We start from the raw sequence: 18,215 nt of genomic DNA, 5'->3' as shown, positions 1-18,215 counted from the left end.
CCCGAACACCCATCCATCGCTCGCGATCCGCCGCCGCGTTGTCCACAGCCCCGGCCGGAAACAGCCCGCGTCCACAGGCGAACTTCGCGAGATCGATTGTGCTGCAACGGCATTCGAGACTTGATCCATGACGCAGAACCCTCTGAGCACGATGCGCGGCTTCTCCCAGGCCGTCGATGCGGCGTACGCGCGTGCGGGCCTCGCGGACGACATCGCTCTCGCGGTCCGCGGCCACCGGCGTGAGCTCGGGCTGAGTCAACGGGCCCATGCAGAGCACCGAGGGTGCAGCCGTTCGCTCGTCGCGCGCGCCGAGGCAGGACGCTCCGAGGAGATGACCAAGAAGGAGGTGCCGGCCTGGACCTACCGGCGACCTCCTGAGCCTCGGGAGCCACACCCGCCCGGTCCGGATGCCACGCCACCTGGCGAATCTGCCGCACCTTCGGCTCCTGGCCAGGTCTGGCCAGATCGGCGTACCGTGCAGGAGTGAGGACCGTGAACATCTTTGACGCCAAGGCGTCGTTCAGCAGGCTCGTCGCCGCAGCCGAGGCCGGGGAGACGGTGCTCATCGCCCGCAACGGCAAGCCGGTCGCCCGGCTCGGGCCGATCGACCCGGTGTCGAGGCCGGTGACGTTCGGCGACCTGGGTGCGACGGTCACGATCTCGGACGACTTCGACACGTGGGACGAGCAGGACGAACGCGACTGGTACGGCCGGTGAGGCTGCTGCTCGACACTCACGTCCTGCTGTGGGTGCGCATCGACTCGCCCCAGCTGCCGGTCGCCTTCCGTGAAGCGATCGCCGACCCGGACAACATCAAGCTCGTCTCGTCGATCACGCTCGCAGAGGTTGCCGTCAAGCGCGCGGTCGGCAAGCTCCGAGCCCCGGACGACTTCGCCGCCGGGCTGGAGAGCATCGGCTTGGACCACCTCGCGTTCGACCACCGGCACGCGCGCACCCTCGACCGGCTGCCGCTGCTGCACCGCGACCCGTTCGACCGGATGCTGGTGGCTCAGGCGATCAGCGAGGACGTGCCCTTCCTGACCGTCGACCAGCACTGCCTCGCGTACGACGTCCGCACCCTGTGACATCGAGCCTCGACGTGGCAGGTCGCGGCCGGGAGCCGGCCTGAGTTTATGAACGGACCTGCGAGTCGGCTGCGATGTCGATGCGTACGACCTGGCCGCCCGACCGGGCACGGACCGGGCCGTCGAGCAGGGCGCAGTCGAACGCCGCGAGCCGCACGCCGTCGCCGAGCTCGACGGGGCCGAGCGCGCACACGAGGTCGGCGTCGAGCGTGTCGCCGGCTGCGAGGTGGACGACCTGCGCCGAGCCCGTCGTACGCCCCCGGCGGTTCATCAGGTTGAGCGCGAGGACGCGCCCGCCCACCGGCGTCCCCTCGACCGCCGCCTCGCCGTCGAAGCGCGCAGCGTCCCCGACGCGCAGCCGGTGCTCGGCGCCGGCGACGTCCAGCCGCAGCTCGTCGCCGTCGATCATCGTGAGCGTCCGGTCGACGCCCTCGAACGCCGAGAACCCAGCAGCCGCAACGATCTCGGCGATACTGACGCGCCAGTGGAACTCGCCCTCGCCGGGTGACGACGCGACCTCACGGGTCGTGCCGAGGCCGTTGCGCCAGGGAGCAGCCAGGAGTTCGTCGTACCGCAGCACCGTCGTCACGTCCACGATCGTGGCACGCCGTAGCGTGGGCGCCACCGAACCCGCGAGAGGGAGTGCGATGACCGAGTTCCGCCCGCCGTTGCCGCCGTTCACCGCCGAGACCGCTGCACAGAAGGTGCAGGCCGCCGAGGACGCCTGGAACACCTGCGATCCCGGCCGGGTGTCGCTGGCGTACACACGTGACTCGGTGTGGCGTAACCGCGACCAGTTCGTCACGGGCCGCGAGCAGATCGTCGACTTCCTCACGGCCAAGTGGGAGCGCGAGCTCGACTACGCGTTGCGCAAGAACCTGTGGTCGTACGGCGAGCACCGCATCGCGGTCCGGTTCCAGTACGAGTGCCGCGACGCGTCGGGGCAGTGGTGGCGCTCGTACGGCAACGAGCTCTGGGACTTCGCCGACAACGGGTTGATGAGCCGGCGCGAGGCCAGCATCAACGACGTCGCGATCGAGGAGTCCGAACGCCGCATCTTCGGTCCGCGCGGCGACGACGAGCGCGGCGTCGACCTGCCTCTGCGCTGACCGCTGCGCACGGTTGTGGTGCCCGCCGCGCGGTGCGACGCTGGGCGCACCGGCCCGATCAACCCAACCCCGAGCACCGCTGACGATCACATGCTGATCACGAACTCCGTTGCAGGGCAACCGTTTTCGCAGGTGAGCGCATGCTCAGCGTCGTGCCGGTACGAGCACGGCGGCGACCGCGGCCGAGGCGAGTGCCGCGAGAGCCGCCCACGCGTACGCCGGTGTGAAGTCCGAGGCGACCGGGTGTGCTGCGGTCAGAGCGACGGCCGCGACCGTCGACAGCGCCGCGACCCCGAACGCACCACCGAGCTCGTGCGCCGTACCCACGACGGCCGAGCGCAACCCACCGTCCGTGGGCCCGGCTGACGACAGGGCCGACCGGAACGCCGTCACGAACACAGCGCCGATGCCGACGGCGGCCACGGCGAGACCGACCACCAGGGCCAGGCGCGACCCGTCGACGACCGCGGCGAGCCCCTCGCCGGCGCCCGCCAGGAGCAGACCAGGTACGGCGACGACCCGTGGCGAGACACGGTCGAGCAGCCGCCCCGCCAGCTGAGCGCCGAGCCCGACGCCGACGGCCGGCGCGAGGAACTCCAGGCCGACCCGCAGGGGCCCGTCGCCGTACGCGCGCTGCAGGGTGAACGAGCCGACGAAGAAGTTGCCGACCATCAGCCCTGTCGCGACGATCATCAGGAAAGCGCCCGCGGCGACCGGCGGGTCGCGCAGGAGCGACAGGCGCAGCATGGGTTCGGGCGTGACCCGCTCGACCGCGGCGTACGCGAGCCAGAGCGCGATGCCGCCGACGACCGGGCCGAGCGCCCCGACCGATGTCCATCCGTCGTCGCCGGCCCGGACCACACCCAGCACCAGCAGGGCGGTGCCGAGGGTGAGCAGGGCCGTGCCGGGCAGGTCGGGTCGGGCGGCCGTGCCGGGCACGGCGCGCGTGAGGACGGGGAGCAGGGCGAGCACGGCCAGGCCGATCGGCACGTTGATCGCGAAGATCCACTCCCAGCCGAGGGCCGCGGTGACGATGCCGCCCGCCGAGACGCCGAGCGCGGTGCCGACCGCGCTGAGCGTGCCCCACACGGCGAGCGCCCGGCCGCGGGCACCAGAGGGCACCGACCCGAGGAGCACGGCGAGGGCTGCGGGTGAGACGAGTGCAGCAGCTGCGCCCTGGAGCGCCCGGCCGGTGAGCAGCACGGCCGGGCCGGCGGCGAGGGCGCACAGCAGCGAGGCGGCGACGAACAGAGCGAGACCCGCGGCGAGCACCCGGCGGGCGCCGAGCCGGTCGGCTGCCTTGCCGCCGGCGAGGGCGAGCCCGCCGAACAGCGTCGTGTAGAGGGTCATCACCCAGGTGACGGCTGACCGGTCGAGCCCGAGCTCGCTGCCGATGTCCGGGAGTGCGACGTTCACGACGGTCACGTCGAGCACGAGCATCAGCTGCGCGTTGGCGAGAGTGGCGACGACGTACGCCGGTCGCACTCGCCGGATCGGTGGTGCGTCGGTGGCGGTGTGGTCCACGGCTGGCCCCTTAGCTCGTACAGTGGTGTTCGGGTTAAGGGGAACGGTAGCATCGAACTCGTACATCACTGTTCGAGTTATCGGGGGGCGCGGATGACTGACACCCAGCAGACGCGGGCGCCGCGGGCGGATGCGCAGCGCAGCATCGCTGCGATCCTGAGCGCCGCCGAGATCTGCCTGACCCGCAACGCCGAGGCGTCCGTGGCCGAGATCGCCCGAGAGGCCGGCGTCGGTCGGGTCACGGTCTACGGCCACTTTCCGTCGCGCGCCGACCTGGTCGGCGCCGTGTTCGCGCAGGTCCTCGCCGACGCCGACGAGGCGCTCGCGACCGTCGACCTCGACGGCGAGCCGCTCGATGCGCTCCGCCGCCTGATCGGGGCGAGCTGGCAGGTGGTCCATCGGTTCCAGGCAGTGCTCGCGGCGGCCGAGCGCGAGCTGTCCGGCGAGCAGGTGCGCGAGCACCACGAGCGGCACCTCGCCCGGCTCACCGAGGTGCTCGACCGCGGGCGCAGCGCAGGCGTGGTCCGTGACGACCTGCCGACGACGTGGCTGGTCACGGTCGGCATGACGCTGATGCACGCAGCCGCCGCCGAGGTCGCGGCAGGCCGGCTGAGCGCGGACGACGCCGAGCGCGCTGTCGTCGCCACCGTGCTCAGCGCCCTCGGGTCGACTGCGGCGTAGCCGCTGCACGACCCGGCTGTGCAGCCGTGCGTCGTGCGACACTGCCGACATGAATGCCGACGAGGTGGGCGCGCGAATCGCCGGCGCGATCACCGCGCTGCGTGATGCCGGTGCGATGTTCGCCTACCTGCACGGCAGCCGCGCGACGCGCACCGCTCGGCCCGACTCCGACATCGACGTCGCGGCGTACTTCGGCTCCGGCGACCCGCCGCAGGCCTATGACCTGCTGCTGCCGTCGGGCATTGACCTCCTCGTGCTCGATCGCGCACCTCTTGAGCTCCGCGGTCGCATCGCCGCGCAGGGACGTCTGCTCTTCGACGACGCCGCTGACGAGCGTGTCCACTGGGAGGCGACCACTCGCAAGATCTACTTCGATGAGCTGCCGCGCATCACACGGGCACATCGCGAGTTCGTCGAAGCGGTGAGTCATGGTTGACCAGGTTCGGGTCCAGCGTCTGCTCCGGGGGCTGAGTGACGACATCGCCTTCCTTCGACGAGAGTCCGACGCGTCGCCATCACGCCGTGCGGACGAGGTCTGGTTGCGCGGCGTGAAGTACTCCTTCATCACGGCGATCGAAGCCGCCGTGGACGTGGCCCAGCACATCAGTGCGACGCGTGGCTGGGGCCCGCCGTCGGACAATGGCGACGCCATGCGCGTCCTGGGCCGGAACGGTGTGCTCGACATCGATCATGCCGACCACATGAGGCGCGCCGTCGGCTTCCGCAACGTCCTGGTGCACGACTACGTCGATGTCGACGACACCGTCGTGATCAGTCGCCTCGGCGACCTGTCCGACCTGTCCGAGTTCGTCTCAGCGATCGCGTCATATCTGACCACCTCTCGCGACGAGGTCTGACACCCTGGTCCGAGCCTCGTCGCTCCTGCGTCGAGCCGGCGCTAGGTCAGCCGCGGGCGGCGATCAGGTCGGCGACCGCCTGGGGCAGCGTTGGTGGCGCCCGGGCTGAACCAGCCGGGTTCGGGCCCGCTGGGCGGTGTGGGTCCGGCGGTCCGTGTGCAGTGGTCTGGTCTGCGTGACGGCCGCACCTACTGGCACGCAGACCACACCGCCGCACACTGCTCGTCGAACCCCTCCCGGCCACCGCTGGTCGAGCCGAGGCCGGCGGCGGATGGCTGGATCGCTGGGGTGCCGGTCAGTGCGACGCGGCGCGCGACCGGCGTACGGCTGCGACAGTGGGACGACCCCGACGTGAGGACGCGCGATGCAGACACTGATGGTCGACTTCATCATCTCGCTCGACGGCTACGGCGCGGCCACGGACTGGCCCGGGCTGTGGGGGCTGGGCGGCCCTGAGTACTTCGCCTTCCTCGGCGAGCAGGAGGAGCACACTGTGCTGCTCGGCGCGACGACCTACCGGCTGATGTCCGGGTTCGCCGCCGACGGGGCGGGCATGGCCGAGCTCGACGCGATGCGCAAGGTGGTGTTCTCCTCGACGCTGCAGGAGCCGTTGACCTGGGACAACACCGACCTCGTCGCGACCGACGCGGTCGAGCACGTCCGCGAGATGAAGCGCACCAGCGACCTGCCGGTGCGCACGCTCGGCAGCATCTCGCTGTGCCGCTCGCTGCTGACGGCCGGCCTCGTCGACCGGTTCAGGGTCGTGATCTTCCCGGTCATCACGGGCGCCAACGGATACGACCGGATCTTCGACGAGTACCCCGGCGTGCGCCTGGAGCTGCTCGACCACCGGGTGATGGACGGGCGGCTGCAGCTGCTCGAGTACGCCCCGACCGTCATGGACGCGCCGCCCGGCTCGGACGCACCGATGTCGTCCTGAGCGGACTACGCCGGGGCGACGCTCACGCCGAGCAGCGGCTCGTCGGGCTCGGGCGCCATCATCACGGCGGTGATCGGCACGGCCAGGGCGAGCATGCCGATGACGAACACGGGGAACAGGAACCCGAACGCCTCGGCGCCCATGGGCAGCGCGTGCGCGGGGTCGACGGCGGCGCTCACGCCCGCCATCGCGGTGTAGTGCATCGCGACGCAGCGGCCCCGATCACGAGCGCGGCCACGAACCGCGAGGCGACATGACGCAGCACAAGCCCGCACCACAGCACCGCGACCGAGACCACCACGGCGACGCCACCGGCGACAGCGGACAGCATCGGGTCGTGCTCGAGCATCCCCTGGATGTGCATGGCGTGCATGCCGACCAGGTGCATGGCCGCGATGCCGCCGCCCATCACCAGCGCGGCGAGCAGCAGCCGCCAGACCCGCAGCCGGTGCCCTGCGACGAGCAACGCCACGAACGTCGTGACGATCGCGATCGCGGCGGACGCGACGGTGAGGCCGACGTCGTACCGCATCGCGCTGCCCGGGACCGCCATGCCGAGCATGGCGACGAAGTGCATCATCCACACCGCGACCCCGCCGAGGGACACAGCGGCGAACGCCTGCCAGCGCCGGCGACGACCCGCCGACTCGGCCGAGGCGGCCTGGCGGGTGCAGGCGAGGCCGACGAGGGCACCGGCCACCGCGATCAGGAACGCCAGGACGGGGATGGTCGGCCCGAGCTGGAAGTGCTCGACGGAGCCGTCGCCGAGGTCGTACGCGGGGACGCCGGTCGTGACGAGAGTGAGGGGCGTGCTCATGCGGGGGTGGTCTCCACGGTGAAGGGGACGGACGGGTCCTGCAGCTGGTCGAGGGCGTGCTCGGCGACCCGGACCAGCGCGGTGGTCGCGGAGGCGCGGTCGCGGGCGTCGACCGTGATCACGGGGACGTGGTCGGCGATGCTGAGCGCAGCGGCGACGTCGGCGGCGGGGTAGCGCTGCCCGCCGTCGAACTCGTTGACCGCGACGACGAACGGCAGGCCCTTGGCCTCGAAGTAGTCGATCGCCGAGAACGCGTCGTCCAGGCGCGCGGTGTCGACGAGCACCAGCGCACCGATGGCGCCGCGCACCACGTCGTCCCACATGAACCAGAAGCGACGCTGACCGGGCGTCCCGAACAGGTACAGGACCAGGTCGTCGGCGAGCGTGATGCGCCCGAAGTCCATCGCGACCGTCGTCGTCCTCTTGGCCGAGCCCGCCGACAGCTCGTCGACGCCGGCGGACGCATTCGTCACCAGCGCCTCGGTGCGCAGCGGCACGATCTCGGAGACTGTCGCGACCAGCGTCGTCTTGCCGACGCCGAAGCCACCGGCGACGACGATCTTGGTCGACGCCGCGCTCGTCCGGCTAGATGATGGCTCGAAGCCCACTGAGGGTCCTTTCGATGAGTTCATGACGCTCGCCGATCGACGATCCGTCGCGCAGTGTCGCCTCGACGCGCACGTGACCGTCGCGGACGAGATCGCCGAGCAGCACGCGGACCACACCGAGCGGTGAGCCCACGACGGCCGCGACCTCCGCCACGGACGCGCCCTGCGCGCAGACCTCGACGATCCGGGTGACGAGCTGTTCGGGTGGCCAGCTGTGGTGGCGCGCTGAGGGCTCCAGCGTGAGCCGGGCCTCCAGCGGCAGGTCGATGACCGATCGGGTACGACCGGACGTCAGGGCGTAGGGGCGTACCTCGTCGACGACCGGGTCGTCCTCGTAGCCCTCCTCGCTCATGGTCAGTCCTGCTAGCTCTCGACGCGGGCGCCCGGCTGGACGACGGCCCCGACGCGGGTCGCGAGCGCGCCCATCTCGTAGCCGATCTGCCCGATGTCGGACTCGACCGCGGCCAGCACGGCCAGGTGAGAGCCGTTGCCGACGCTCATCAGCAGCAGGAACCCGATCTCCATCTCGACGACGGAGTGCAGCACGTTGCCGTAGTCGAACAGCTCGGCGGCGCCGGTCGCGAGGCTCACCAGCCCGGACGACACCGCGGCCATCTGCTCGGCGCGCGCCGGGGGCAGGCGCTCGCTGCTCGCGATGAGCAGGCCGTCGGCGGAGACGAGCACCGCGTGGGCGGCGCCGGGCACCTCCTGCACGAACGCGGTGACGAGCCAGTCGAGCTCGCCGTCCGCGGTGGTCTCGGTGCTCATCGGTCGTCCTTCCGTGCGGTGGTGTCCTCGGAGCGCACCTGCGCCCGGGCGTCGTCGATGCCCTGCTGCAGGCGGCTGATCCGGTCGCGTCGCGTGCCGGCCGTCCGTCGGGCCGCGCGCTCGCCCGTACGCCGCTCGGCGGGCTCTGCCGTACGCCGCTCGGCGGGCTCGGTGGTCGCCGTGTCGAACCGTCCCGGCCGCAGTGCGGCGCCGGGTCGGCGCCGCGGGAGGCCGGCGGCGGTGCGCTCGGGCTCGTCCGGGCGCGTCGGCGTCTCGGCCGCGACCTGCGTGGTGTCGGGCGCAGCGTCGGGTGTGCCGGCCGCGGGCGCTGAGGGCGCATCGGCGTCGGTCAGCCACGACGACTGGATGCTGCCGAAGATCGGCGTCTCAGCGGCCGGCGCATCGGGTGAAGCCGCGTCAGGGCGTGAGCGGCGTTGGGGCACATCGGGTTTCGTGCTGGGCGAGCCCGGACGCTGACGGGCAGCGCCGAAGAACGCCTGCGTGTTGACGGGGCGACGGATCGGGCCGGAGACGTTCACATCGCTGGGCACGTCGGGCGGAGTCGGAGCCTGCTTCCTGTCGACGGGTGCCTGCTCGCCATCGGTCGCGCCCACGGAAGCAGCATCCTCAGCCGGAGCCGGAGCCGGAGCCGGAGCCGGAGCCGGAGCCGGAGCGGCGGCTGCGTCGTCTGCAGGAGCGGCGTCCTCGCGCAGCATCGGTCGCAGGATCCGACGGGCCGGGCGCTGCGGGGCGTGGGCCTCCGGGCGCTGCACGGGCAGGTCGGTCTCCGTCGCGTCGGGGTCATCCGGCACGGCGGCGACTGCCGGCTCAGGTGCCGACCGCGGCTCGACGCCAGGGCGGGTGGCGCCCGGCCGGCGTACGGGCAGACCGCCGGTGTCGGCGACGCGCAGCTGCGGGGCCGCGGTCACCGCCTCGGTCTCGACCTCGGCCGGTGCCTCCTGCTGGTGTCGGCTCGTGAGCGCACCGGCGGGGAGGTGCACCGACGCCGTGATGCCGGGGTGGCCGTCGTGCGCACGCAGGCGCACCAGGAACCCATGCCGCTGCGCGAGCCGGCCGACCACGAACAGGCCCATCTGCTTGGCGGTCTCGGGCGAGACCTCGCCGCCGGCCTCCAGCGCCTTGTTGGCGTGGTCGAGGTCGGCCTCGACCATGCCGAGACCTGCGTCGACGACCTCGAGCACGACACCGCCGTCGACGGCGTGCCCGCCCTCGACGGTGACGGTGCGGCTCGGCGGGGAGTAGGCCAGGCCGTTGTCGATCAGCTCTCCGAGCAGGTGGATGAGGTCGGGTACGACGGCCGCGGGCACGGCGCGGTCGGGCACCTCACCGAGGGTCACCCGGCTGTAGTCGCGCACACCCGACTGGGCGGCACGGACGGTGTCGAGCAGGCTCAGGTCGCGCGAACCCGGCCGCCGCGACGTCGCACCGGCGAGCACGAGGAGGCTGTCGCCGTTGCGGCGCATCCGGGTGGCGAGGTGGTCGAGGCGGAACAGGCTCTCGAGGCGGTCGGAGTCCTCCTCGTCGCGCTCGAGCGACTGGATCAGTGACAGCTGCTGGTTGACCAGCGAGGTGCTGCGCCGCGACAGCGTCTGGAACATGTCGCCGACCTGCGTGCGCAGCCGGGCCTGCTCGGCGGCCAGACCGAGGGCGCGCTCGTGCATGTCGTCGACCGCGCGGGCGAGCTGGCCGGTCTCCTCGCTGGTGTGCACCGGCACCTGCTGCGGTGTCGGGGTCGGACGACCCTCGCGGATGCTCTCGACAGCCGCAGGCAGTCCCTCGTGCGCGATCTGGAGCACGCTCGTACGCACCCGGTGCATCGGCAGGATCACCCGGCGGGCGACCGCGAGCGTGAGGGCGAGCGAGATGAGCAGGGCGCCGACGATGATCGCCGAGTCGCGCAGCGCCGAGGTACGGGCCTCCTCGCTGCCCTCCTGGACGAACTTGCGGCTCTGCACATCGAGCATGTCCCCGGCCGCGACGTAGCCGCGCCGTGAGGTGTCGATGCTCGCCTGCCAGGTCTTCAGCGGTGTCGAGGTCGGCAGCTGGCGACGCTGCTGGTTGAGCGCACGCAGCGGCGCCGAGGCGTCGCCGAGCGAGGCGAGACCGGCGTCCTCGCGTCCGGCCTGGCCGGCCATGGCGCGGACGTTGTCGGCCGACGGCTGCGGCGCCTCGCCGAGCGCGATGTCCTGACCGGCGAGAGCGGCCTCGGCGCTCATCAGCCCGGCCATCCCTCGGCGCAGCGTGTTGTGCGGGTCGGGGACGTCGAGGCTGGCGACGAGTCGGATCAGGTCGTCGCTGATGCTGTCGACACGCTCCTGACGCTGGCCCGCGGACAGGTCGGCGCGGTCGGTGCGCAGGGCGGAGCCGGTGGCGATGACGTTCTCGAGCAGGCCCGACTGGGCCGTGGACAGCTCGGCCGTCGACATGGTCCGGCGCAGGTCGCGCTCGGCCTGGTCGAGGCCGGCGTCCGCGGAACGGGACCCGGCCGGTGACGAGGCGACCTCACCAGCGGCCGCGAGGTAACCGAGCATGGGACGCAGCAGCCCGACCTGCGTGGTCAGCCGGGTGTACTGGGCAGCGTCCTGCAGCAGCGAGGCGACACGGATGCCACCGAACACCGTCGCCAGCAGCACCGGCACCGCCAGGATGACGGCCATCTTGCGCAGGAGCGGCCACTCGTCGAGTCGGGTCCAGGAGTGACGTCGCGCCCGCCCGTCCTTGCGGGAGCCACGGCGCCCGGCGGGCTCGGGCGTCTCGGCTGCCGTCTCGGGTACGACGGCCTCGCCGGTGGCATCAGCCTGCGGCTCGGTGATCAGGTCGGTCATGCGACGTCCGCCGCGGTGCTGCGTGCCCCGGCCGGGCGGCCGTGAGCGCTGTGACGTCGTGCGTGCATGCGTGATCCCGTTCAGTCATCGGTGTCGCGCCGCGGGGTGCGCCGCCTCTGGGGACGATCGCACCAGATCCGAGCGGCGTGGTGTGGCAAAGAACCTGGACAGTATGAAGGCCGGGCGACCCAGCCGGTCGGGGGACGCTGTGTGACGCCCACCATTCGGGCGGTCCTGTGCTCGTCCGGCTCGTCACCCAACCGGGTCAGCACACCGGTCAGGAATCGAGAAGAAGCCGATCCCAGGACTGGCTAGCGTGCTCCGTACGCCGACCGACGACGTACCACGAACCTCACCAGGAGCCCCCAATGGCCAGCGAGAAGTCCACTGCCGCAACCGGATTCACCGACGCCGAGCGCGCCGCGATGAAGGAGCGCGCCGCCGAGCTCAAGGCCGCGAAGGGCGGCAACAAGAAGGCCGCCGAGGCGCAGGCGTGCCTGGACAAGATCGCCGAGATGCCCGATGCCGACCGTGTGATCGCCGAGCGCATCCACGCGATCGTCGCCGACAAGGCGCCCGACCTGCTCGCGAAGACCTGGTACGGCATGCCCGCGTACGCCCGCGACGGCAAGGTCGTCTGCTTCTTCCAGGCGGCGCAGAAGTTCGACGCCCGCTACGCGACGTTCGGGTTCAACGACGCCGCGCAGATCGACGACGGCGCGATGTGGCCGACGGCGTACGCGATCACCGAGCTCACCGACGGCGTCGTGGCCCGCATCGAAGCCCTCGTCGCGCGCGCCTGACCCGGCCGCTCCGCTGGTCGAGCGCAGCGATCCGCTGGTCGAGTAGGCGAGCGCCCCAGCGCGAGCCGTATCGGGACCGGGTGAGCCGCAGGGAGACTCTCGACCGCGGCCGAGGCGCTCGCCATCGTTCGCCCGGTGTTCGCCTGGACGACGACCGGGTGCACGCTGAGATCCCTAGGTTTCCTTTGTTTCGCAGAAGCAACGGAGGCCACCACCGATGGAGACGATCGCCGCGCGAGCACGCGGCATCACCACGTCGTTCGGCGACGTCATCGCCCTCGACGGCGTCGATCTCGACATCCCCGCAGGGCAGGTGCACGGTCTGGTCGGCCCCAACGGCGCCGGCAAGACGACGCTGCTCGGTCTGCTGCTCGGGCTGTCCGTGCCCGACGGCGGCACGCTCGAGGTCCTCGGTACGCCGGTCGAGCGGGTCCTCGGCGTCCCGGACGGTGCCAGCGGTTTCGTCGACGGCCCCAGGTTCTACCCGACGGCCCGTCCCGTGAAGGGGCAGGCCGTCGTACCCCGCAGGCTGCAGTCTCCCTCGCACGCACCGGGTCTCGATACAGACTCCGCTAGCGCTCCGTCATACTCGACCGGCGTATTCCCCGCTGGTCGAGTAGGCGAGCCGGATTCCCGCAGGTCGAGTAGGTGAGCCCCAGGGCGAGCCGTATCGAGACCAGGTGAGCTGCAGGGAGACTCTCCCTCGCGGGCACCGGGTCTGGAAACCACTGTGCACAGTCCGGTCACACACCCTCTGCTGCGGGAGCTCCGCCGACCCCGCTGGTCGCGTAGCCCCGACCCCGCTGGTCGCGCAGTCCCGAACCTGCTGGTCGAGTAGCCCGAGGCGCTGGCCGAGGGCGCGATCGAGACCAAGGCGGCGGTGACAGCTCACACGACCACCGGCTCCGGGTCTGAGATCCCTTCAGCAGCAAGGGTTTCGGGCGGGGCGAGCCATCGCCTCAGCAGCCCGAAACGAACCACCGTCGCGACGGCGTTGCCGCCCAGGAACGTCGCGGTCGCCAGCCACGGCCCGGCGTCGGGAGCGAGCCGTGCGAGCGCCCACAGCGAGCCCGCCGTCATCGACCAGCTCACGGCGAGCAGGACGAGCGACTGCAGGTGCAGGCGCATCGCACCGCTGCGGCCCTGCACCCCGAAGGTGAAGCGCCGGTTGACCGCAGTGTTGACGATCGTCGACAGCACGAGCGCCAGTGCGTTGGCCCACTGGTGACTGGTCCAGTGCGCGAACGTCACGAACAGTGCAGCACTCAGCAGCGTGCTCCCCACTCCGACGAGCGCGAAGCGGATGACGTGAGCGGACAGGCCGGACCGAGCCACGGTGTCAGCGGTGGTCACGGGCCACCCCCGCCGGAGGTCGGAGCAACCAGGCGCTGCTCGTGCCGTCGGGTGCGGTGAACCGGCGGTCGGCGTACGGCGAGAGCCACCGGTGCGGGAACGCGTTGTCGACGTACAGCCAGCGAACTCCCTTGTCCCACAACGCATCTCGACCGCCAGCGGTCGGCGTCCGGTAGAACCCGTCGTTGAGTCGTTGGAGCGCCGGGTCCCAGAACGGGTGCGTGAGCGACGTCCGCCCTTCAGGGGCGAGGCGGCTGATCGTCGGGGTGTACGCCCAGCCCTCCAGCAGGACCTGGCGCTCGGTGTAGGCGGCCACGAGGAAGCGACGGCTCTCGCAGGTGGGACGTCCTGGCGCTGCGCAGTGGCGGTTGGAGGCGACGACGTCGTGGCGTCCGGAGTGGTTGCGGATGTACCAGGCGGTCTCGACCTCGCCTGAGGTGACCGCACCGATGCTGCGAGCGGTCGCAGGCCCGCGTACCTCGAGCGGCTGAGTCAGCGACGAGGCCATCGCGGTGGTGCCGGAGAGGATCGCTGCGGCGGCGAGCACCCCTGCCGCGACCGTTCGTCGTACGCCGGTGCGGGCCAACGCGGCTCCCACCAGCGATCCAGCGATGAGAACCGTTGCGGCACAGGCGATCACGCGCAGTGCGTTGGGCATTCCGTTGCTACGCACGGGCTCGAGGACCGACGTCGGCAGGAAGTGCGCCGTGACTCCGGTCGCGACCGCGACGGCAGCCGCGATGACGCTCGTACGCCGACCGAGTCGCGTGACCAGCAGCACGACAGCGATGCCCGAGGCGACCGCTGCCAGGGGATAGGCGGAGATCATGAAGTAGTACTGGCTCTGACCGGGCTGGACGAAGACTGCCGGTGCGCAGCACCCGGCGACGACGGCGCCGAGCAGCAGCCAGACGACCGGGTCGCGTCGTCCCGCCTGCTCGCCGCGACGGGCGAGCAGGCCGAAGCCGAGCGCGGCGCGGGTCAGGCCGCCCAGGATCATCAGGCCGACCGACAGCGCCCGGCCCGGACCCGAGGTGATGCCGTCGAGCTGCTGCGACAGGAACGTGTGCGCGGCGGCGTCCTCGGGGTTGAGCGTGAGCGCTCCGGCGGAGCCGTTGAAGACGACCTTCAGGGTGAGCACCAGGGCTGCGGTCATGAGCGCGAGGTCGACCAGCAGCAGACGCGCCACCGGGCGCCGCTGCCACAGCATGACGACGGCCGCGAGCGCGGTGCCGGCGATGAGCAGGGGCACGGTGGAGCCCTTGGTCCCGGCCGACAGGACCGTGAGCACGGGCACCGAGACCGTCGTACCCACCGTGACGTGACCGCGCCAACGCACGGCGAGCACGGCAGCGGTCGCCATCAGCAGAGTTGCACTCAGGCCGAGGGTGAACGACTCCGGGTTGATCGGCAGAGCGGGCGACGGGATGTTCCACACGTTGAGCTGACCGCCGGCCATCGTGATCGCGGCTGCGGCCACGGCCGCCGCGGGTCGCTGCGACAGCCGCAGGGCGAGAGCAGCCGCTGCCATCGGGACGAGGAGCGGCATCACCACTGCGGTCACGCGCAGCGCGACCTGGTCGACCGGGACGCCGCTGACCGCGCAGATCTGCGCGATCCAGGCGTGCCCGAACCAGTGGTAGCCGAGGTCCTCACCGGCGACCATCGGCCAGCCGGACGGCCCGCGGCGCAGCAGCTCGCCGGCGAGGGCCATGTGGAAGTGCTGGTCGGGCTGGGGTGCGCCGACGGCAGCCCAGCGCAGCTGGTTACGGGTGACGAAGTTGATCAGCTGGGGCAGGGCCACGAGCGAGGTCGCAGCGGTGCCGGCGCCGAGCCACCAGGGCACGGGCGACCACCGCGCCTGCCGGACGCGCGCTCGCGTCGACGGCACGACCAGGACGAGCGCAGCCACTGCGAGCGGGAGAACGACCGCGGGCCAACGGTGTCCGATGTGCCCGCCGAACGCCTGCGCGGGCACGGCCAGGCCGACACCGAGCGCGAAGCCGAACACGACGTCCTCGAGGAGCCAGCCGTCGCGTGGTCGGACGAGCCGCCACAGGAGCGCGCCGGGCAGGACCTGCGTGACGGCGATCGCGAGGAGCGCCCGTGCGATCTGGCCGAGCGTGGTGCCCTCGGCCGAGGCGCAGGCGGCGCAGGCGACGAGCGCGGCCACGAGTGAGGCCGGGCCGATCAGCCGGGCACGACGTACGCCGGGAACGCGCGCGGCGGGCGCCGGCGTCGGGGCAGGAAGGACGACAGCAGTCATGGGACAGGTCCTGAAGGGTGCGGCGCTACGAAGGCAGCGGCGGTGGTGAGGGTCGTGCGAGCGGCGGGCGAAACCCGCTCACGTCAGGCCGGGACCGTGGAGCTCTCGAGCCGGGCGGCCTCGGGTGCGGGCTCGGGCTCGGGCTCGTGGCGTGGCGTGCTCGGCGCGGCCAGCAGCGAGTCGTACGCGACGTAGTACGTCGGGCGGGCCTGCTGCGTGGTGTAGATGCGGCCGACGTACTCGCCGAGGATGCCCAGGCACAGCAGCTGGATCGCGGCGAACCCGGCGACGATGACGACGGTCGAGGTCCAGCCGGAGATCGGGTTGCCGGCGAGCTTGCTGACGAGGGCGTACGCCGCGAGGACGGCCGCGACGAGGAAGCCGCCGATGCCGAACCACGTCGCCAGCCGCAGCGGTGCCTGGCTGAACCCGGTGACCGAGTCGAGGGTGAGCTTGAGCATCTTGGACAGCGGGTACTTGGAGTCGCCGGCCGCCCTGGCCTCACGCTTGTAGCCGACCTCGGCCTCGGGGAAGCCGAGCGTGGGGATGACCAGGCGCAGCACCCGGTGATGCTCGGGCAGCGCGTTGACGGCGTCGACCGTCGCGCGCGACATCAGCCGGAAGTCGCCGGCGTCCATGCGCAGGTCGTCACCGCCGATCATCCGCATGAGGCGGTAGAACCCGCGGGCCGTGGTGCGCTTGAACGCCGAGTCGGTGGACCGGTCGGTCCGGACGCCGTAGACCACGTCGACCAGCTCGCGGCGGCCGGTGGCGAGCATCTCGCCGACGACCTCGGGCGGGTCCTGCAGGTCGGCGTCGATGGTGACGACCCACTGGCCGCGCGCTGCGGTGAGGCCTGCGGAGATCGCGGCCTGGTGCCCCGAGTTGGCGCGCAGCCGCACGACCCGCAGCTGCGGCCAGTCGCGCAGGAACTTCTGCAGCAGGACCGGTGTGGCGTCGGCAGAGCCGTCGTCGACGGCGACGACCTCGTACGGGACGTCGAGGTCGTCCAGGACCGGCCGCAACCGGTCGACGAACAGCGGGAGGACCTCGTCCTCGTTGAACATGGGTACGACGACCGAAAGGTCAGGTGTGATCACGGTGGAACCCCCTGTGCACGACCGGTCTGAGGCCCCTGCCCTTCGCATCACAGTCGCGGCGCGATCATACGATGCGTCCGCGCGGTGCGCAGAACAACCAAGAATCCGCCGTACGACCCCGCCCCCGCCGGTCGAGTAGGCGAGCCAGACCCGCCGGTCGAGTAGGCGAGCCCCCAGGGCGAGCCGTATCGAGACCGCCGTACGCCGAGGGAGACTCAGACGGTCGTCGTACCGCCCGCCTCGTCGTGCCGGCGCCTGGCCTCCTCGATCTGGCTCATCAGCTCGGGGTCCTCCTCGGCGAGCGCCTTGTACTTCGGGCCGAGCGACCGGATCTGCTGGCCCTCGGCCATCAGCAGGCCGAAGATGCGCTCGCGCTCGCCGAGGTCGGTGGTGTAGCCGAGGTCGAGGTAGTCGCGAGCGTGCCGGCGGGCGTTGCTGATCGCGGTCTCGGCGCGGCCGCGCTTGCTGAACAGCGACGCGATGACCGTGATGGCGAGGACGCCGATGATGACCGCGAGCGAGAGGCCGGTGCTGATCTCGACGACCTTGACGTGCTCGCCGTCGTTGATGAACGGCAGGTTGTTCTCGTGCAGGGCGTGCAGGATCAGCTTGATGCCGATGAACCCGAGGATCGCGGCGAGACCGTACGACAGGTAGATGAGGCGCTCGAGCAGGCCCTCGATGACGAAGAACAGCTGACGCAGGCCGAGCAGCGAGAACGCCGTCGCCGTGAACACGATGAACGTGCTCTGCGTGAGGCCGAAGATCGCCGGGATCGAGTCGAGCGCGAACAGGATGTCGGTGCCGCCGATGGCGACCATCACCAGCAGCATCGGGGTGAGGACCCGCTTGCCGTCGATGTGGGTGAACATCTTGTCGCCGTCGTACTCCGGCGAGGTGTGGATGAACCGGCGCGCGAGACGCACCATGATGTTCTGCTTCTCATCGTCCTCATCGTGGTCGTCGCGCAGCATGTTGCCCGCGGTGAGCAGCAGGATGAGGCCGAAAAGGTAGAAGACCCAGGCGAACTGGTTGATCAGTGCGGCGCCGATGAAGATGAAGACCGTGCGTGCGACGAGCGCGAACGCGATCCCGAACAGCAGCACCTTCTGCTGGTCCTCGCGCGGCACCCGGAAGCTGCTCATGATGATCAGGAACACGAACAGGTTGTCGACCGAGAGGGCCTTCTCGGTGATGTACCCGGCGAAGTACTCACCGCCGTACGTCCCGCCCCCGAACACCAGCACGCCGATCCCGAACAGCACGGCGACGCCGACGTACGCCGCCGACCACAGCGACGCCTCCTTCAGCGTGGGTACGTGTGCCTTGCGGGTGTGGAAGAGGAAGTCGTACGCGAGCATCGCGAGGATGCCCAGGATCGTGAGGATCCACACGTAGAGGGGGACGTCCATGTTGGTCTCGCTTCATCGCAGGGGCAGGGCGTTGTGTGACATCGTC

22 protein-coding genes are annotated in these 18,215 nt (G+C 71.4%); 10 read left to right on the top strand and 12 right to left on the bottom strand.

Features of this window, described 5'->3' with window-relative positions; translation table 11 throughout:
- Nucleotides 1-127 precede the first annotated feature (127 nt).
- The 3 genes from VV01_RS23465 to VV01_RS18400 are packed head-to-tail and all read left to right on the top strand — an operon-like array spanning nt 128 to nt 1,085.
- Nucleotides 128-487 carry a helix-turn-helix domain-containing protein gene (locus VV01_RS23465; protein WP_157508918.1) on the top strand — a complete coding sequence of 120 codons (360 nt, stop codon included), beginning with the start codon at nt 128-130 and terminating at the stop codon, nt 485-487.
- Between the two features lie 5 nt (nt 488-492).
- Nucleotides 493-717: a type II toxin-antitoxin system Phd/YefM family antitoxin gene (locus VV01_RS18405; protein WP_197275103.1), complete on the top strand. Its 225-nt coding sequence runs from the start codon at nt 493-495 to the stop codon at nt 715-717.
- On the top strand, nt 714-1,085 hold the full coding sequence (locus VV01_RS18400) for a type II toxin-antitoxin system VapC family toxin (RefSeq protein WP_050671166.1): 372 nt from the start codon (nt 714-716) through the stop codon (nt 1,083-1,085). The genes VV01_RS18405 and VV01_RS18400 overlap by 4 nt, the downstream gene beginning before the upstream one ends.
- Before the next feature lie 46 nt (nt 1,086-1,131).
- Here VV01_RS18400 and VV01_RS18395 read toward each other — a convergent pair whose 3' ends face one another.
- Complete coding sequence (locus VV01_RS18395; RefSeq protein ID WP_050671165.1) at nt 1,132-1,674, bottom strand: HutD/Ves family protein; 543 nt, start codon at nt 1,672-1,674, stop codon at nt 1,132-1,134.
- 58 nt (nt 1,675-1,732) lie between these two features.
- Here VV01_RS18395 and VV01_RS18390 point away from each other — a divergent pair, with 58 nt between their 5' ends.
- Entirely contained in the window at nt 1,733-2,194 is a 462-nt protein-coding gene (locus VV01_RS18390; RefSeq protein WP_050671164.1) for a nuclear transport factor 2 family protein, read from the top strand.
- A 144-nt stretch (nt 2,195-2,338) separates the two neighbouring features.
- Here the strand turns inward: VV01_RS18390 and VV01_RS18385 are convergent, their stop codons facing one another.
- Nucleotides 2,339-3,718, bottom strand: a complete 1,380-nt coding sequence (locus tag VV01_RS18385) for an MFS transporter (RefSeq protein ID WP_071606438.1) — start codon at nt 3,716-3,718, stop codon at nt 2,339-2,341.
- Between the two features lie 93 nt (nt 3,719-3,811).
- On the opposite strand from VV01_RS18385, the gene VV01_RS18380 reads away from it, so the two are divergent.
- The 4 genes from VV01_RS18380 (at nt 3,812) to VV01_RS18365 (ending at nt 6,196) form a co-directional block, all read left to right on the top strand.
- Complete coding sequence (locus tag VV01_RS18380) at nt 3,812-4,399, top strand: TetR/AcrR family transcriptional regulator (protein ID WP_050671163.1); 588 nt, start codon at nt 3,812-3,814, stop codon at nt 4,397-4,399.
- A gap of 49 nt (nt 4,400-4,448) precedes the next feature.
- Nucleotides 4,449-4,835, top strand: coding sequence for a nucleotidyltransferase domain-containing protein (locus VV01_RS18375; RefSeq protein WP_050671162.1), 387 nt, complete (start codon nt 4,449-4,451; stop codon nt 4,833-4,835).
- Entirely contained in the window at nt 4,828-5,256 is a 429-nt protein-coding gene (gene hepT, locus VV01_RS18370) for a type VII toxin-antitoxin system HepT family RNase toxin (protein WP_050671161.1), read from the top strand. Before VV01_RS18375 ends, hepT begins: the two co-directional genes overlap by 8 nt.
- Before the next feature lie 364 nt (nt 5,257-5,620).
- Nucleotides 5,621-6,196: a dihydrofolate reductase family protein gene (locus VV01_RS18365; RefSeq protein WP_050671160.1), complete on the top strand. Its 576-nt coding sequence runs from the start codon at nt 5,621-5,623 to the stop codon at nt 6,194-6,196.
- 5 nt (nt 6,197-6,201) lie between these two features.
- Here VV01_RS18365 and VV01_RS22910 read toward each other — a convergent pair whose 3' ends face one another.
- Genes VV01_RS22910 through VV01_RS18335 form a run of 6 tightly spaced genes read right to left on the bottom strand, consistent with a single transcriptional unit; the run spans nt 6,202 to nt 11,235 of the window.
- The gene (locus VV01_RS22910; RefSeq protein ID WP_157508916.1) at nt 6,202-6,375 is read right to left on the bottom strand and encodes a hypothetical protein; all 174 of its coding nucleotides are present in this window, start codon (nt 6,373-6,375) and stop codon (nt 6,202-6,204) included.
- Nucleotides 6,372-7,013 (bottom strand): MHYT domain-containing protein, encoded by a 642-nt coding sequence (locus tag VV01_RS18355; protein ID WP_050671158.1) that lies wholly within the window; start codon nt 7,011-7,013, stop codon nt 6,372-6,374. The genes VV01_RS22910 and VV01_RS18355 overlap by 4 nt, the downstream gene beginning before the upstream one ends.
- Nucleotides 7,010-7,621, bottom strand: a complete 612-nt coding sequence (locus VV01_RS18350; protein ID WP_050671157.1) for a GTP-binding protein — start codon at nt 7,619-7,621, stop codon at nt 7,010-7,012. Before VV01_RS18350 ends, VV01_RS18355 begins: the two co-directional genes overlap by 4 nt.
- On the bottom strand, nt 7,599-7,973 hold the full coding sequence (locus VV01_RS18345) for a DUF742 domain-containing protein (RefSeq protein WP_050671156.1): 375 nt from the start codon (nt 7,971-7,973) through the stop codon (nt 7,599-7,601). The genes VV01_RS18350 and VV01_RS18345 overlap by 23 nt, the downstream gene beginning before the upstream one ends.
- A gap of 11 nt (nt 7,974-7,984) precedes the next feature.
- On the bottom strand, nt 7,985-8,389 hold the full coding sequence (locus VV01_RS18340; protein WP_050671155.1) for a roadblock/LC7 domain-containing protein: 405 nt from the start codon (nt 8,387-8,389) through the stop codon (nt 7,985-7,987).
- Complete coding sequence (locus tag VV01_RS18335; RefSeq protein ID WP_050671154.1) at nt 8,386-11,235, bottom strand: ATP-binding protein; 2,850 nt, start codon at nt 11,233-11,235, stop codon at nt 8,386-8,388. Before VV01_RS18335 ends, VV01_RS18340 begins: the two co-directional genes overlap by 4 nt.
- Nucleotides 11,236-11,603: 368 nt before the next feature.
- Between VV01_RS18335 and VV01_RS18330 the strand changes: the two genes are divergently transcribed.
- Both VV01_RS18330 and VV01_RS22905 read left to right on the top strand, forming a co-directional pair.
- Complete coding sequence (locus VV01_RS18330) at nt 11,604-12,038, top strand: iron chaperone (protein ID WP_050671153.1); 435 nt, start codon at nt 11,604-11,606, stop codon at nt 12,036-12,038.
- Nucleotides 12,039-12,255: 217 nt separating this feature from the next.
- The gene (locus VV01_RS22905) at nt 12,256-12,690 is read left to right on the top strand and encodes an ATP-binding cassette domain-containing protein (protein ID WP_082221086.1); all 435 of its coding nucleotides are present in this window, start codon (nt 12,256-12,258) and stop codon (nt 12,688-12,690) included.
- A 236-nt stretch (nt 12,691-12,926) separates the two neighbouring features.
- Here the strand turns inward: VV01_RS22905 and VV01_RS18320 are convergent, their stop codons facing one another.
- From VV01_RS18320 to VV01_RS18305, 4 genes are all read right to left on the bottom strand, one after another.
- Complete coding sequence (locus VV01_RS18320) at nt 12,927-13,391, bottom strand: GtrA family protein (protein WP_050671152.1); 465 nt, start codon at nt 13,389-13,391, stop codon at nt 12,927-12,929.
- Nucleotides 13,378-15,657: a hypothetical protein gene (locus tag VV01_RS23990; protein ID WP_050671151.1), complete on the bottom strand. Its 2,280-nt coding sequence runs from the start codon at nt 15,655-15,657 to the stop codon at nt 13,378-13,380. The genes VV01_RS18320 and VV01_RS23990 overlap by 14 nt, the downstream gene beginning before the upstream one ends.
- Before the next feature lie 83 nt (nt 15,658-15,740).
- Nucleotides 15,741-16,757 (bottom strand): glycosyltransferase family 2 protein, encoded by a 1,017-nt coding sequence (locus VV01_RS18310; RefSeq protein WP_269431138.1) that lies wholly within the window; start codon nt 16,755-16,757, stop codon nt 15,741-15,743.
- 215 nt (nt 16,758-16,972) lie between these two features.
- Nucleotides 16,973-18,169 (bottom strand): TerC family protein, encoded by a 1,197-nt coding sequence (locus VV01_RS18305; RefSeq protein ID WP_050671150.1) that lies wholly within the window; start codon nt 18,167-18,169, stop codon nt 16,973-16,975.
- Between the last annotated feature and the right edge of the window lie 46 nt (nt 18,170-18,215).

The organism is Luteipulveratus halotolerans, assembly GCF_001247745.1.
In the GTDB taxonomy this organism is placed as follows: domain Bacteria; phylum Actinomycetota; class Actinomycetes; order Actinomycetales; family Dermatophilaceae; genus Luteipulveratus; species Luteipulveratus halotolerans.
Note: the sequence above shows the minus strand (reverse complement) of the source record. Positions and strands in the feature narration are given on the sequence as shown.

Coding starts and splice junctions, on each gene's coding strand:
- VV01_RS23465 (WP_157508918.1), top strand. CDS start 128: ATGACGCAGAACCCTCTGAGCACGATGCGCGGCTTCTCCCAGGCCGTC.
- VV01_RS18390 (WP_050671164.1), top strand. CDS start 1,733: ATGACCGAGTTCCGCCCGCCGTTGCCGCCGTTCACCGCCGAGACCGCT.
- VV01_RS18380 (WP_050671163.1), top strand. CDS start 3,812: ATGACTGACACCCAGCAGACGCGGGCGCCGCGGGCGGATGCGCAGCGC.
- VV01_RS18375 (WP_050671162.1), top strand. CDS start 4,449: ATGAATGCCGACGAGGTGGGCGCGCGAATCGCCGGCGCGATCACCGCG.
- hepT (WP_050671161.1), top strand. CDS start 4,828: ATGGTTGACCAGGTTCGGGTCCAGCGTCTGCTCCGGGGGCTGAGTGAC.
- VV01_RS18365 (WP_050671160.1), top strand. CDS start 5,621: ATGCAGACACTGATGGTCGACTTCATCATCTCGCTCGACGGCTACGGC.
- VV01_RS18355 (WP_050671158.1), bottom strand. CDS start 7,013: ATGAGCACGCCCCTCACTCTCGTCACGACCGGCGTCCCCGCGTACGAC.
- VV01_RS18345 (WP_050671156.1), bottom strand. CDS start 7,973: ATGAGCGAGGAGGGCTACGAGGACGACCCGGTCGTCGACGAGGTACGC.
- VV01_RS18340 (WP_050671155.1), bottom strand. CDS start 8,389: ATGAGCACCGAGACCACCGCGGACGGCGAGCTCGACTGGCTCGTCACC.
- VV01_RS18335 (WP_050671154.1), bottom strand. CDS start 11,235: ATGACCGACCTGATCACCGAGCCGCAGGCTGATGCCACCGGCGAGGCC.
- VV01_RS18330 (WP_050671153.1), top strand. CDS start 11,604: ATGGCCAGCGAGAAGTCCACTGCCGCAACCGGATTCACCGACGCCGAG.
- VV01_RS22905 (WP_082221086.1), top strand. CDS start 12,256: ATGGAGACGATCGCCGCGCGAGCACGCGGCATCACCACGTCGTTCGGC.
- VV01_RS23990 (WP_050671151.1), bottom strand. CDS start 15,657: ATGACTGCTGTCGTCCTTCCTGCCCCGACGCCGGCGCCCGCCGCGCGC.
- VV01_RS18305 (WP_050671150.1), bottom strand. CDS start 18,169: ATGGACGTCCCCCTCTACGTGTGGATCCTCACGATCCTGGGCATCCTC.